Annotated in this window: 16 protein-coding genes; 11 read left to right on the forward strand and 5 right to left on the reverse strand. The window is 55.2% G+C overall.

Going from position 1 to position 11,619, the window contains the following annotated elements; genetic code table 11:
• Nucleotides 1-5 precede the first annotated feature (5 nt).
• The 6 genes from FHC48_RS12390 (at nt 6) to hisP (ending at nt 4,928) form a co-directional block, all read left to right on the forward strand.
• Entirely contained in the window at nt 6-575 is a 570-nt protein-coding gene (locus FHC48_RS12390) for a UbiX family flavin prenyltransferase (RefSeq protein WP_032663144.1), read from the forward strand.
• Nucleotides 576-866: 291 nt separating this feature from the next.
• Complete coding sequence (argT, locus tag FHC48_RS12395; protein ID WP_008502593.1) at nt 867-1,649, forward strand: lysine/arginine/ornithine ABC transporter substrate-binding protein ArgT; 783 nt, start codon at nt 867-869, stop codon at nt 1,647-1,649.
• Between the two features lie 226 nt (nt 1,650-1,875).
• Entirely contained in the window at nt 1,876-2,658 is a 783-nt protein-coding gene (gene hisJ / locus FHC48_RS12400) for a histidine ABC transporter substrate-binding protein HisJ (RefSeq protein ID WP_008502592.1), read from the forward strand.
• 88 nt (nt 2,659-2,746) lie between these two features.
• Nucleotides 2,747-3,433, forward strand: a complete 687-nt coding sequence (locus FHC48_RS12405) for a histidine ABC transporter permease HisQ (RefSeq protein WP_008502591.1) — start codon at nt 2,747-2,749, stop codon at nt 3,431-3,433.
• Entirely contained in the window at nt 3,430-4,146 is a 717-nt protein-coding gene (locus tag FHC48_RS12410) for an ABC transporter permease (RefSeq protein WP_008502590.1), read from the forward strand. The genes FHC48_RS12405 and FHC48_RS12410 overlap by 4 nt, the downstream gene beginning before the upstream one ends.
• An 8-nt stretch (nt 4,147-4,154) precedes the next feature.
• Nucleotides 4,155-4,928 carry a histidine ABC transporter ATP-binding protein HisP gene (gene hisP / locus FHC48_RS12415; protein WP_014832781.1) on the forward strand — a complete coding sequence of 258 codons (774 nt, stop codon included), beginning with the start codon at nt 4,155-4,157 and terminating at the stop codon, nt 4,926-4,928.
• Nucleotides 4,929-5,026: 98 nt separating this feature from the next.
• Here hisP and FHC48_RS12420 read toward each other — a convergent pair whose 3' ends face one another.
• The 4 genes from FHC48_RS12420 to yfcG all read right to left on the reverse strand — a co-directional run bounded on the left by FHC48_RS12420 (nt 5,027) and on the right by yfcG (nt 7,561).
• Nucleotides 5,027-5,536 (reverse strand): GNAT family N-acetyltransferase, encoded by a 510-nt coding sequence (locus FHC48_RS12420; protein WP_059362954.1) that lies wholly within the window; start codon nt 5,534-5,536, stop codon nt 5,027-5,029.
• A gap of 44 nt (nt 5,537-5,580) precedes the next feature.
• Nucleotides 5,581-6,474, reverse strand: coding sequence for a TIGR01777 family oxidoreductase (locus FHC48_RS12425; protein WP_008502587.1), 894 nt, complete (start codon nt 6,472-6,474; stop codon nt 5,581-5,583).
• A 13-nt stretch (nt 6,475-6,487) separates the two neighbouring features.
• Complete coding sequence (gene folX, locus FHC48_RS12430; protein ID WP_008502586.1) at nt 6,488-6,856, reverse strand: dihydroneopterin triphosphate 2'-epimerase; 369 nt, start codon at nt 6,854-6,856, stop codon at nt 6,488-6,490.
• Between the two features lie 75 nt (nt 6,857-6,931).
• Nucleotides 6,932-7,561, reverse strand: a complete 630-nt coding sequence (yfcG, locus tag FHC48_RS12435; protein ID WP_059365197.1) for a GSH-dependent disulfide bond oxidoreductase — start codon at nt 7,559-7,561, stop codon at nt 6,932-6,934.
• Nucleotides 7,562-7,701: 140 nt separating this feature from the next.
• On the opposite strand from yfcG, the gene yfcF reads away from it, so the two are divergent.
• The 3 genes from yfcF to yfcD are packed head-to-tail and all read left to right on the forward strand — an operon-like array spanning nt 7,702 to nt 9,564.
• Nucleotides 7,702-8,346: a glutathione transferase gene (gene yfcF / locus FHC48_RS12440; RefSeq protein WP_008502584.1), complete on the forward strand. Its 645-nt coding sequence runs from the start codon at nt 7,702-7,704 to the stop codon at nt 8,344-8,346.
• A gap of 56 nt (nt 8,347-8,402) precedes the next feature.
• Complete coding sequence (gene yfcE / locus FHC48_RS12445; RefSeq protein ID WP_055321846.1) at nt 8,403-8,954, forward strand: phosphodiesterase; 552 nt, start codon at nt 8,403-8,405, stop codon at nt 8,952-8,954.
• 55 nt (nt 8,955-9,009) lie between these two features.
• A complete protein-coding gene (yfcD, locus tag FHC48_RS12450; RefSeq protein WP_008502582.1) occupies nt 9,010-9,564 on the forward strand; it encodes an NUDIX hydrolase YfcD in 555 nt (184 codons plus the stop codon).
• 3 nt (nt 9,565-9,567) lie between these two features.
• On the opposite strand, the gene FHC48_RS12455 is transcribed toward yfcD, so the two are convergent.
• The gene (locus FHC48_RS12455; protein WP_059365198.1) at nt 9,568-10,587 is read right to left on the reverse strand and encodes a LacI family DNA-binding transcriptional regulator; all 1,020 of its coding nucleotides are present in this window, start codon (nt 10,585-10,587) and stop codon (nt 9,568-9,570) included.
• A gap of 233 nt (nt 10,588-10,820) precedes the next feature.
• Here FHC48_RS12455 and FHC48_RS12460 point away from each other — a divergent pair, with 233 nt between their 5' ends.
• A complete protein-coding gene (locus FHC48_RS12460; RefSeq protein WP_059360725.1) occupies nt 10,821-11,264 on the forward strand; it encodes a PTS sugar transporter subunit IIA in 444 nt (147 codons plus the stop codon).
• An 80-nt stretch (nt 11,265-11,344) separates the two neighbouring features.
• A complete protein-coding gene (locus FHC48_RS12465; protein WP_003861447.1) occupies nt 11,345-11,617 on the forward strand; it encodes a PTS sugar transporter subunit IIB in 273 nt (90 codons plus the stop codon).
• Nucleotides 11,618-11,619: the final 2 nt, after the last annotated feature.

Below are 11,619 nucleotides of genomic sequence, written 5' to 3' on the forward strand. Positions count from 1 at the left end.
AAATCATGAAACGACTCATAGTTGGGCTCAGCGGTGCCAGCGGTGCGATTTACGGCGTACGTTTGCTACAGGTTCTGCGTAACGTGGCGAACGTCGAAACCCATCTGGTGATGAGCCAGGCGGCGCGGCAGACCCTCTCTCTGGAAACCGATCTCTCCCTGCGCGATGTTCAGGCGCTTGCGGATGTCGTTCACGATGCCCGTGATATCGCCGCCAGCATCTCCTCAGGCTCGTTTAAAACCGCCGGCATGGTGATCCTGCCCTGTTCAATCAAAACGCTCTCCGGCATTGTGAACAGCTATACCGACACCCTGGTGACGCGTGCGGCGGATGTGGTGCTGAAGGAGCGGCGTCCTCTGGTGCTGTGCGTGCGGGAAACGCCGCTGCACCTGGGCCATCTGCGCTTAATGACGCAGGCTGCTGAGCTGGGGGCTGTGATCATGCCGCCGGTGCCCGCGTTCTACCATCGTCCGCAAACGCTGGACGACATTATCAACCAGACCGTTAACCGCGTACTCGATCAGTTCGACATCGACCTGCCCGAGGATCTCTTCACCCGCTGGCAGGGTGCCTGAATCTGTGCACATAGCCGGTGCATGAAAAGACACGTTGCCCTGTTTCAGGGCAATTATGCAACGGCGATCATATCCTCGACATTTAATTCGTTTTTTCCCTTTTTCTCTCTCCGGTTCGTTCGGCAGACCTGCTATCTTTCACCATTAAGGCAGTATCGCAACGTTTTATTAACATATTTAACGTCGAAGTTTTAACCAGACGGCAATGTGGCATAAGACCTGCAAGATGAAGCCTGCAACACAACACACAACACAATACATAATAAAATCACGGTACTTGAGGGTAAATGTATGAAGAAGACGGTTCTGGCTCTGTCTTTGCTGGTGGGGTTAAGTGCGGCAGCAGGTAGCTACGCAGCGCTTCCACAGACGGTTCGTATCGGTACAGACGCAACCTACGCGCCATTCTCTTCCAAGGATGCGAAAGGCGATTTCGTGGGGTTTGATATCGATCTGGGTAATGAAATGTGCAAACGCATTGCGGTGAAATGCACATGGGTGGGCAGCGACTTTGACGCGTTAATCCCGTCGCTGAAAGCCAAGAAAATCGACGCCATTATCTCTTCTCTTTCCATCACTGAAAAACGCCAGCAGGAGATTGCCTTCTCTGACAAGCTCTACGCCGCGGATTCTCGCCTGATTGCGCCTAAAGGCTCCCCGATTAAGCCCACCATCGACTCGCTGAAAGGCAAGCATGTCGGCGTGCTTCAGGGTTCGACTCAGGAAGGCTATGCCAATGCTAACTGGCGTGAGAAGGGCGTAGACGTGGTGGCTTACCAGAACCAGGATCTGATTTACTCTGACCTGGCGGCAGGCCGTCTGGATGCGGCATTCCAGGATGAAGTCGCCGCGAGCGAAGGCTTCCTGAAGCAGCCTGCGGGTAAAGACTACGCGTTTGCAGGCCCGTCGGTGAAAGACAAAAAGTACTTTGGCGACGGCACCGGGATTGGCCTGCGTAAGGATGATACCGAGCTGAAAGCCGCCTTCGACAAAGCCTTTGCAGAGCTGCGTAAAGACGGTACTTACGACAAACTGGCGAAGAAATACTTCGACTTCAACGTATACGGTGAATAACACCTGGCGGTGACGCACCGGAAAGGTGCGTTACGGGAGCGGTTGACCCAATACGGTGCATTTGATGCACTGTATTGGATCGCTGTGTGCATACTTACGCATTAATAATGCAAAAATTCCCGCTGGAAAGGCATTAATCTTTGCCTGACTGAGGGGATTAATGGCACATTAGCACCACCCCGTCGTCGTAAAAATCCCGTATGAAGACAGTTTGTTGAGGACAAATATGAAAAAACTCGTGTTGTCATTATCACTGGTACTGGCCTTTTCCAGCGCCACCGCGGCATTCGCAGCTATTCCGCAGAAAATTCGAATTGGTACCGACCCTACCTATGCGCCGTTCGAATCGAAGAATTCAAAGGGTGAACTGGTCGGTTTTGACATCGATCTGGCCAATGAGCTGTGCAAACGCATCAAAGCGCAGTGTACCTACGTTGAGAACCCGCTGGATGCGCTGATCCCGTCCCTGAAAGCGAAAAAAATCGACGTAATCATGTCCTCCCTCTCCATCACTGAAAAACGCCAGCAGGAGATTGCCTTCACCGACAAACTCTACGCGGCCGATTCACGTCTGGTGGTGGCGAAATCGTCTGATATTCAGCCTACGCTGGAATCGCTGAAGGGCAAACGCGTGGGCGTGCTGCAGGGCACCACTCAGGAAACCTACGGCAACGAGCACTGGGCACCGAAGGGGATTGAAATTGTCTCCTATCAGGGCCAGGAAAATATCTACGCTGACCTGACGGCAGGCCGTATTGATGCCGCATTCCAGGATGAAGTCGCGGCTAGCGAAGGCTTCCTGAAAACGCCGGTAGGTAAAGATTACAAGTTTGGCGGCCCGTCTATTAAGGACGTGAAGTTGTTTGGTGTGGGCACCGGTATGGGCCTGCGCAAAGAAGACAACGAACTGCGTGAAGCGCTGAACAAGGCGTTCGCTGAAATGCGCGCAGACGGCACGTACGACAAGCTGGCGAAAAAGTACTTTGATTTTAATGTTTACGGCGGCTAATCGCCCCGTCATATAACGTGCGGCCCCTCCCACGGCGGGAGGGGAAAAGACACGGTTCCACCACTCACGATACGACAGGGCTCGCGGTATGCTGTACGGATTTTCTGGCGTTATTTTACAGGGCGCGCTTGTCACCCTTGAGCTGGCTATCAGCTCCGTGGTGCTGGCGGTGCTGATAGGTCTGGCAGGCGCAGGGGCGAAGCTTTCGGCTAACAAACCGCTGGCGCTAATCTTTGAAGGCTACACCACGCTCATTCGCGGCGTTCCCGATCTGGTGCTGATGCTGCTGATCTTTTACGGTCTGCAGATTGCGCTTAACGGCATAACAGACGCGATGGGCATGGGACAAATTGATATCGACCCGATGGTGGCCGGTATTATTACCCTCGGTTTTATCTACGGCGCCTACTTCACTGAAACCTTCCGCGGTGCTTACATGGCCGTGCCGAAAGGTCACATTGAGGCGGCAACCGCATTTGGTTTTACCTCATCACAAACGTTTCGTCGAATTATGTTCCCGGCCATGATGCGCTACGCGCTGCCGGGCATCGGGAACAACTGGCAGGTTATCCTCAAAGCAACAGCGCTGGTCTCGCTGCTCGGTCTGGAAGACGTTGTGAAAGCGACTCAGCTGGCGGGTAAGAGCACCTGGGAGCCGTTCTATTTTGCGGTGGTCTGTGGCGTGATTTATCTGGTCTTTACGACCGTCTCCAATGGTGTGCTGCTTCTGCTGGAGCGTCGCTACTCCGTGGGTGTGAAGAGGGCTGACCTGTGATTGAGATTATTCAGGAATACTGGAAATCGCTGCTGTGGACAGATGGCTACCGCTTTACCGGCGTGGCGATTACGCTCTGGCTGCTGATCTCCTCCGTGGTAATGGGCGGTATTCTGGCGGTGTTTCTCGCCATTGGCCGCGTCTCGAACAATAAATTTATCCAGTTCCCGATCTGGCTGTTCACCTACGTCTTTCGCGGTACGCCGCTGTACGTGCAGCTGCTGGTGTTCTACTCGGGAATGTATACGCTTGAGATCGTAAAAGGCACTGAGATGCTGAATGCGTTCTTCCGCAGCGGTCTGAACTGTACGGTGCTGGCGTTGACGCTCAACACCTGCGCCTACACCACGGAGATTTTCGCGGGGGCGATTCGTTCTGTTCCTTACGGTGAAATTGAAGCTGCCCGGGCCTACGGCTTCTCGTCGGTGAAACTCTACCGCTGCATCATTCTGCCATCGGCCCTGCGTATCGCGTTACCAGCCTACAGTAACGAAGTGATTTTGATGCTGCACTCGACTGCGCTCGCCTTTACCGCGACGGTGCCGGACCTGCTCAAAATCGCGCGCGATATTAACTCCGCAACCTATCAGCCGTTTACCGCGTTTGGCATTGCGGCGGTGCTCTATTTAATTATCTCTTATGTTCTGATTAGCCTGTTCCGTAAGGCTGAAAAACGCTGGTTGCAGCATATAAAACCTTCTTCGACGCACTGAGAAAGATGATGGCTGAGAACAAATTAAACGTAATTGATTTGCACAAACGCTACGGCGAACATGAAGTGCTGAAAGGGGTGTCGCTGCAGGCGAATGCGGGCGACGTGATCAGTATCATCGGCTCATCCGGCTCGGGAAAAAGTACCTTCCTGCGCTGCATCAACTTCCTCGAAAAGCCGAGTGAAGGCTCAATTGTGGTGAGCGGGCAGAATATCAACCTGGTGCGTGACAAAGACGGCCAGCTGAAGGTGGCAGACAAGAACCAGCTGCGCCTGCTGCGTACGCGCCTAACGATGGTATTCCAGCACTTTAACCTCTGGAGCCACATGACGGTGCTGGAGAACGTGATGGAAGCACCGGTTCAGGTGCTGGGCCTGAGCAAGCATGAAGCCCGCGAGCGCGCGGTGAAATACCTGGCGAAAGTGGGCATTGACGAACGCCAGCAGATGAAATACCCGGTGCATCTCTCCGGCGGTCAGCAGCAGCGTGTCTCTATCGCCCGCGCGCTGGCGATGGAGCCCGAGGTGCTGCTGTTCGACGAACCGACCTCCGCGCTGGACCCTGAACTCGTTGGCGAAGTGCTGCGCATCATGCAGAAGCTGGCCGAAGAGGGCAAAACGATGGTGGTGGTGACGCACGAGATGGGCTTCGCCCGTAACGTCTCGAACCACGTGATTTTCCTGCATCAGGGGAAAATTGAAGAGCAGGGCCACCCGGACGAGGTGCTGGCAAACCCGCAAAGCCCGCGTTTGCAGCAGTTCCTTAAAGGCTCCCTGAAGTAAGAGGGCATCAGACCGCAGTGCAGCCCAATCGCCCGGTGGCGCTTCGCTTACCGGGCCTACAAAACCGTAGGCCGGGCAAACGCAGTGCCGCCCGGCATTCAGGCCGCACTACACTCCAGCCGGTACACCCAGTCGTCATAGCGCACGCCGTCAATCTCATACGCCTTTTCCAGTACCTGCATACGCACAAACCCGGCTTTCTCCAGCACCCGTATCGACCCGCCATTGTCCGCCAGCACGTACGCGTTAATCGCCTTCACGCCGGTCTGGTTAAAGGCGTAATCACACACCGCGCGCAGCGCCTCGCTGGCGATACCTTTCCCTTGCGCGGCAGGCACAACCGTATAGCCGATATCCGCCTCTTCACGATTCTCTGCGCTGATTTGCAGGCCGATATCGCCCAGCGGCGTATCATCATCCCGGGCGCGAATGACAAACACATGAGCAGCAGCGAGTCGCGCGGCAAACACGCGTCGGGTCTCTTTTTCCGGGGCGATGGCGGCCATATAGCGCATGATGCGGCGATCTTCACGCAGCGAGCGGAAGAAGGCCCAGTCAGAGGGTTCGAAAGGGGTGAGGTGAAGCCGGGGTGTGGTGATGGTTACCATTGTTAGGCCATTTCTTCGGAACATGGCCTGTCAATGTACCATATTCACCGCACCACATCCCCCAGCGCCTCTTCTAATTCATACCAGCGGAACGCAAACCCGGCCGCTTCCAGCCGTTTTGGCAGCGCTCTCTGTCCGCCCAGAACCAGAACAGACGCTTCACCCATCAGCAGCCGAATCGCCGTCGCAGGCACGCGCAATATCGCCGGGCGGTGCAGGGCATGTCCCAGCGCGTGGGCAAACTGTTCATTTCGCACCGGATACGGCGCAACCATGTTAAACGGCCCGCGCAGATCGTTATCCAGCAGCCAGAGAATCCCGTTGACCATATCGTCGATATGGATCCAGGCCATATACTGACGGCCATTACCGATGGGGCCACCGAGTCCTAGCCTGAAAGGGGGAAGCATCTTCGCCAGAATGCCACCTTTCGGCGCGAGGACGACACCTGTCCGCAGCAGGCAGACGCGGGTCCGATCGCTCTGCGCCGCGCAGGCAATACGCTCCCACTGGGCGCAGAGCTTATGGGTGAACTCGTTATGGGGAGGCTCTTCCTCGGTCACCACCACCTCGCCAAGATCGCCGTAATAGCCTACTGCGGAACCCGAAATCAGCACGGAGGGCGGCGTATGGCTGTTGCGGATCAGCTCGACCAGCTTTTCGGTAATGTTCCACCGGCTGCTGCATAACAGCTGTTTTTGCTCTTCCGTCCAGCGCTTATCGGCGATGGGTTCTCCCGCGAGGTTAATAACGGCGTCGAAACCGTCCAGATTTTGCTGCTCGGCCAGATTTTTCCAGATATCAACACCTGCCCCTAGCACCTGACGCGCTTTTTCCGGGCTGCGCGTGACCACGGTGATGTCGTGGTGCAAGGCCTGCAGACGCGCAATGAGGTGACGACCAATCAGGCCAGTACCGCCGGTCAGCAAAATCTTCATACAACCTCCAGGTTTACGCCTGGCGTTTCCAGCTTAACGTCATAGAGACGGAGTCGGCGTAACGCAGGGCGTGAAGTTTATCGATCTCAACTTCAGCATAAGTGACCCAGTGATGTTCGCGTGCGATATCGAGCACATCCTGAGTTAATTTTTCCAGCAGAGAGAAACGGTTATTCTCCACAAACTGGATTATGTTCTTGGTGATTGTGCGGTAGTTCAGCGCGTCATTGATGTCTTCGCTGGCTCGCGCTTTGTCTGCGGGGTAGTGAATCACCACGTTAATAACAATATCCTGACGGTTGGCGATCTCTTCCTCTTTGATACCGATGAAGGTACGCAGGCGTAAATTTTTTATACGAATAATGGCGTCTGGCTGTGACATTGCAGGTCTTCTCCGTGTCAGTATTTCCTGCCCATAATACATGAGAGCCTCACAGGCACCCAGCCTCATACCGGGTTAAATTTGCTGGATTTTTTGCATCGCTCGCTCGGTCGCCGGGCGGGTCCGGATGCGCTCAAACCAGTTGTTCACCGCCGGGTAAGCGGCCAGGTCAATTCGGTGTTTTTCATGCGTATTCACCCACGGCCAGCAGGCGATGTCGGCAATACTGTAATGATCGCCGCCGAGCCACGGCGTTTTCTCCAGCCGACGGTTCAGAACGCCATAGAGCCGCTGCGTCTCAACCTGATAGCGTTCTATCGCGTAAGGAATGGGTTGCGGGGCGTAAGCGGTAAAATGATGATTTTGTCCCAGCATGGGGCCCAGCCCGCTTGCCTGCCAGAAAAGCCATTGCAGCGTATGGTGGCGCTCGCGCAGTTCGCCGCTCAGCAGCTTGCCGGTTTTCTCCGCCAGGTAGAGCAAAATTTCACCGGATTCAAACAGGCTCAACGGTCTGCCCCCGTCCGCCGGCTGGTTATCAATGATGGCCGGGATTTTATTATTCGGCGAGATAGCCAGAAAGAGAGGGCTGAACTGCTCGCCTTTGCTGATATCCACGCGAATGATCCTGTAATCCAGCTCGGCTTCTTCAAGAAAGAGGGTGATCTTATGGCCGTTTGGGGTAGGGGCATAATAAAGGTCGATCATTCTCAACTCCTGTCCATGCGAATAGTGGTGCCATGACAAATGAGTATAGGTGGTTGTTGTAAATCGTGAGTTTTCATCAAGTGACAGCGAGGCCAAGAGATTATATGTTGAGTAAAAACCGATCAGCCTATGAGGATGTTATGAACCAGCCCGTCATCACGTTGTGGTCCGATGCGAACTTCTTTTCTCCCTATGTCATGAGCGTTTACGTTGCGCTGGCCGAAAAAGGACTCGCTTTTACCCTGAAGACCGTTGATCTCGACGGCGGTGAACATCTCAAGCCGCAGTGGCAGGGTTACGACCTGACCCGTCGCGTGCCGGTGCTGGAGATTGACGGATTTGCCCTGAGCGAATCGTCGGCGATCGATGAATATCTGGAAGATCGGTTCGCCCCCCCGGAGTGGGAGCGTATCTATCCTCACGATCTGCAAAAGCGCGCCCGGGCGCGGCAGATCCAGGCGTGGCTGCGCAGCGATCTGGTGCCGATTCGCGTTGAACGCTCCACGGACGTCGTGTTTGCCGGGGTGAAAAAGCCCGCCCTCAGCGCAGAAGGCCAGGAAAGCGCGCAGAAGCTGATTGAAACCGCCTCCTTACTGCTCGCCCATGGCAACCCAAACCTGTTCGGCGAGTGGTGCATTGCGGATGCCGATCTGGCGTTGATGCTAAACCGCCTGATCCTCAACGGTGACGAGGTGCCGCAGCTGCTGGTGGATTATGCCGCGTTCCAGTGGCAGCGTGCCTCCGTGCAGCGCTATGTGGCACTCTCGGCTAAGCGCGCGGGCTGATAAGCCCTGACGCTTCAGGTATGATGGGGGCAGTCTGTTTTCCCGAGGAGTGACTGATGAAACTGATGTTTGCGTCGGATATCCATGGATCGCTGCCCGCGACCGAGCGTGTCCTTTCTCTGTTTGAGAAAAGCGGTGCGCAGTGGCTGATTATTCTGGGTGACGTGTTGAATCACGGCCCACGCAACGCGCTGCCGGAAGGCTATGACCCTGCGCAGGTCGCGGAAAAACTCAACCCGTATGCCTCGCGCATCATCGCCGTTCGCGGCAACTGTGACAGCGAAGTGGACCAGATGCTGCTGCATTTTCCCATTACCGCGCCGTGGCAGCAGGTGCTGCTCGAACAACACCGTCTGTTCCTGACCCACGGGCATCTTTTCAGCCCGGATAATCTCCCGGCCCTCGCGGCTGGCGATGTCCTGGTTTACGGTCATACTCATATTCCGGTTGCGGAAAAACGCGGTGAGATTTATCACTTTAATCCGGGCTCGGTCAGCATCCCAAAAGGCGGGTATCCTGCGAGCTACGGCATGCTGGAGGGAAATACCCTGAGCGTTATCGCACTTAATGATCAGCAAGTTATTGCGCAGGTAGCGATTAATCCGTAAGTTACACCTCAACTGCAAACGCGCCGAAAGAGCGCTTAGAAAAGAAGGTTTCCCGATGGTGGAGCAGAGTCATTTGGCAAGTACAGAGTGGGTTGACATTGTCAACGAAGAGAATGAAGTGATCGCGCAGGCCAGCCGCGAGCAAATGCGTGCGGAGCGCCTGCGTCACCGTGCGACATATATCGTTGTGCATGACGGTATGGGTAAAATTCTGGTTCAGCGCCGCACGGACACCAAAGATTTTCTCCCGGGTATGCTGGATGCCACTGCAGGCGGCGTCGTCCAGGCGGATGAAGTGCTGCTGGATTCTGCGCGTCGTGAAGCGGAAGAGGAGTTAGGCATCGCCGGCGTGCCGTTTGCCGAGCACGGTCAGTTCTATTTCGAAGACGAGAACTGCCGCGTCTGGGGCGGGCTGTTTAGCTGCGTCTCCCACGGCCCGTTCGCCCTGCAGGAAGAAGAAGTGAGTGAAGTCAGCTGGATGACGCCGGAAGAGATCACCGCGCGCTGCGACGAGTTCACGCCGGATTCGTTAAAAGCGCTGGCGCTGTGGATGACCCGCAACGCCAAAAACGAATCGACCAAATCAGAAAAAGAGGAAGAGGCTGAGTAAGCGTCAGCAGCTCTCTCTCAGACACAGGCTGGACGCGATGGGCTTTTGATCGCGCCAGTCTCCGCCATTCAGGCTCTCCAGTAGCGCTTTCCCGGCTTCGATCCCAATCTTACGATGTGGCACCGCCATGGTCGTCAGCGGCGGCTGACAGACGCGGCTCACGTCGCTATCGCCAAACCCTACCACTGCCAGATCGTCCGGCACTTTGATTCGCCTGCGCTGGCACTCGTACAGCGCGCCGCAGGCCAGCTCGTCAGAGACGCACACCAGCGCATCCAGCTCAGGCCATGCCAGCAGGAATTCGGGCAGCTGCGCCGCGCCGGTCGAGAAGCTCGGCGGCATCGCCGCGTTAATGACCCGGTTAGGCGACATATGGTGGCGAAGCATGGCTTTATACCAGCCCTGCAGATGCTGCTGGAAAATCCACTGCTCCTGGTTGGCGCACAGCAGGCCAATGTTTTGATAGCCGCGCTTAATCACCATTTCCGTGAGCTCAAACATGGCCGCCACGTTATCAATCCCGATGTTCATATCAATCGGATCGGCGCGCATGGCGCCCATCTCCATCACCGGAATCGAGGCGTTTTTCAGCCAGTGGCGAACGGTGTCGGTATGTTCAACGCTGAGCAAAATCGCTGCGGCGATATTTGACGCCAGCAGCGTCTCCAGCAACTTCTCCTCCTGCTCAAGACGATGCTGGGATTCTGCCAGCATGATCTGATATCCGGCAGGCTGCAGCACCTGCTGTAGCCCGGCGAACATCTCCGAGCAGCCGGCTTCGGAGAGGTTGGGCACCACCATGGCTATTGTCCATGACGAGGCCGAAGCCAGCGCACTGGCTGCAAGATTGGGCATATAGCCTAACTCTTGTACCGCGGCTTCTATTTTTTCTCGTAGTTTATCGGAAACCTGTTCGGGCGTGCGAAGCGCACGGGACACGGTCATCGTGCCCACACCGGCAAGCTGTGCGACATCGACGAGTGTCACTTTACCAGTACTGCGCCGTTTTCGGGTTAGAGACATACACCTTCCTGCTGACCAGACGCGTTCTTTTTTTCCTTCGTTTCACGTGACAGGCAGTATACGCCTTAAATCCCTTTTTTGCTGTGATTTAGCAACGTGATTGCAATTTGATAGCGCTATCACATTTCTGCATGTTAACGATTGGTAGCGCTATCTTTGTGATCGCGATCGCAGTCAATCCGCGATGCGTTGAATAAAGTTTGCTCATCTTAAACGTGTGGCGGGAGTGAAAAGTGCTCAAAAAATGGATATATGATACAACCATCACGCTGCAGGAGAGCGTGGAAGACTGGCCGCAGGCGCTGAAGCTGTGCGCCAAGCCGCTGCTGGATTTGCAGGTGATTGAGCCTGAATACGTCACGGCCATCATCAAGCAGCACCACACGTTAGGACCTTATTATGTGCTGGCACCAGGGCTGGCGATGCCGCATGCGCGGCCGGAGGAAGGCGCCAAAGGACTGGGGTTGTCGTTATTAAAACTAAAACAGGGCGTCTCGTTTGGTGCCGGTGAGTTTGACCCTGTCGATGTGATTATCATGCTCGCGGCACCTGACAAACATAGCCATATCGAAATGATATCCGCACTCGCAGAATTATTTTCCAGCGACGAGGAGATGGAGAAACTGCATCAGGCGAATACCCTGGAGGAAATTAAAAAAATTATTAACCGCTTCTGATTTAATTCTGTAATCCGGTTTTTCACTACATTACGCGTCAGCGTGATGGGGCGTACTCTACTCAAAATAAGGGGACAACAATGAAAATCATGGCTATTTGCGGTTCTGGCCTGGGCAGCAGTTTTATGGTCGAAATGAATATTAAAAAGGTGCTCAAAAAGCTGGAGATTGAGGCTGAGGTTGAACACTCCGATCTCTCCTCGGCGACGCCGGGCGCCGCCGATCTGTTCGTGATGGCAAAAGACATTGCGGCCAGCGCCAGCGTACCGGAGAGCCAGCTGGTGGTGATCAACAACATCATCGACATCAACGAACTTGAAGCGCAGCTGCGCGCCTGGTTCGAAAGACAATAACC

The sequence above is a fragment of the Enterobacter sp. EC_50 genome, from assembly GCF_019584525.1.
Classification (GTDB): Bacteria; Pseudomonadota; Gammaproteobacteria; order Enterobacterales; family Enterobacteriaceae; genus Enterobacter; species Enterobacter roggenkampii.

Coding starts and splice junctions, on each gene's coding strand:
- FHC48_RS12425 (WP_008502587.1), bottom strand. CDS start 6,474: ATGAAGATTTTGCTGACCGGCGGTACTGGCCTGATTGGTCGTCACCTC.
- yfcG (WP_059365197.1), bottom strand. CDS start 7,561: ATGATCGACCTTTATTATGCCCCTACCCCAAACGGCCATAAGATCACC.
- yfcD (WP_008502582.1), top strand. CDS start 9,010: ATGGTGGAGCAGAGTCATTTGGCAAGTACAGAGTGGGTTGACATTGTC.
- FHC48_RS12405 (WP_008502591.1), top strand. CDS start 2,747: ATGCTGTACGGATTTTCTGGCGTTATTTTACAGGGCGCGCTTGTCACC.
- argT (WP_008502593.1), top strand. CDS start 867: ATGAAGAAGACGGTTCTGGCTCTGTCTTTGCTGGTGGGGTTAAGTGCG.
- hisP (WP_014832781.1), top strand. CDS start 4,155: ATGGCTGAGAACAAATTAAACGTAATTGATTTGCACAAACGCTACGGC.
- FHC48_RS12390 (WP_032663144.1), top strand. CDS start 6: ATGAAACGACTCATAGTTGGGCTCAGCGGTGCCAGCGGTGCGATTTAC.
- FHC48_RS12465 (WP_003861447.1), top strand. CDS start 11,345: ATGAAAATCATGGCTATTTGCGGTTCTGGCCTGGGCAGCAGTTTTATG.
- folX (WP_008502586.1), bottom strand. CDS start 6,856: ATGTCACAGCCAGACGCCATTATTCGTATAAAAAATTTACGCCTGCGT.
- hisJ (WP_008502592.1), top strand. CDS start 1,876: ATGAAAAAACTCGTGTTGTCATTATCACTGGTACTGGCCTTTTCCAGC.
- yfcF (WP_008502584.1), top strand. CDS start 7,702: ATGAACCAGCCCGTCATCACGTTGTGGTCCGATGCGAACTTCTTTTCT.
- yfcE (WP_055321846.1), top strand. CDS start 8,403: ATGAAACTGATGTTTGCGTCGGATATCCATGGATCGCTGCCCGCGACC.
- FHC48_RS12420 (WP_059362954.1), bottom strand. CDS start 5,536: ATGGTAACCATCACCACACCCCGGCTTCACCTCACCCCTTTCGAACCC.
- FHC48_RS12455 (WP_059365198.1), bottom strand. CDS start 10,587: ATGTCTCTAACCCGAAAACGGCGCAGTACTGGTAAAGTGACACTCGTC.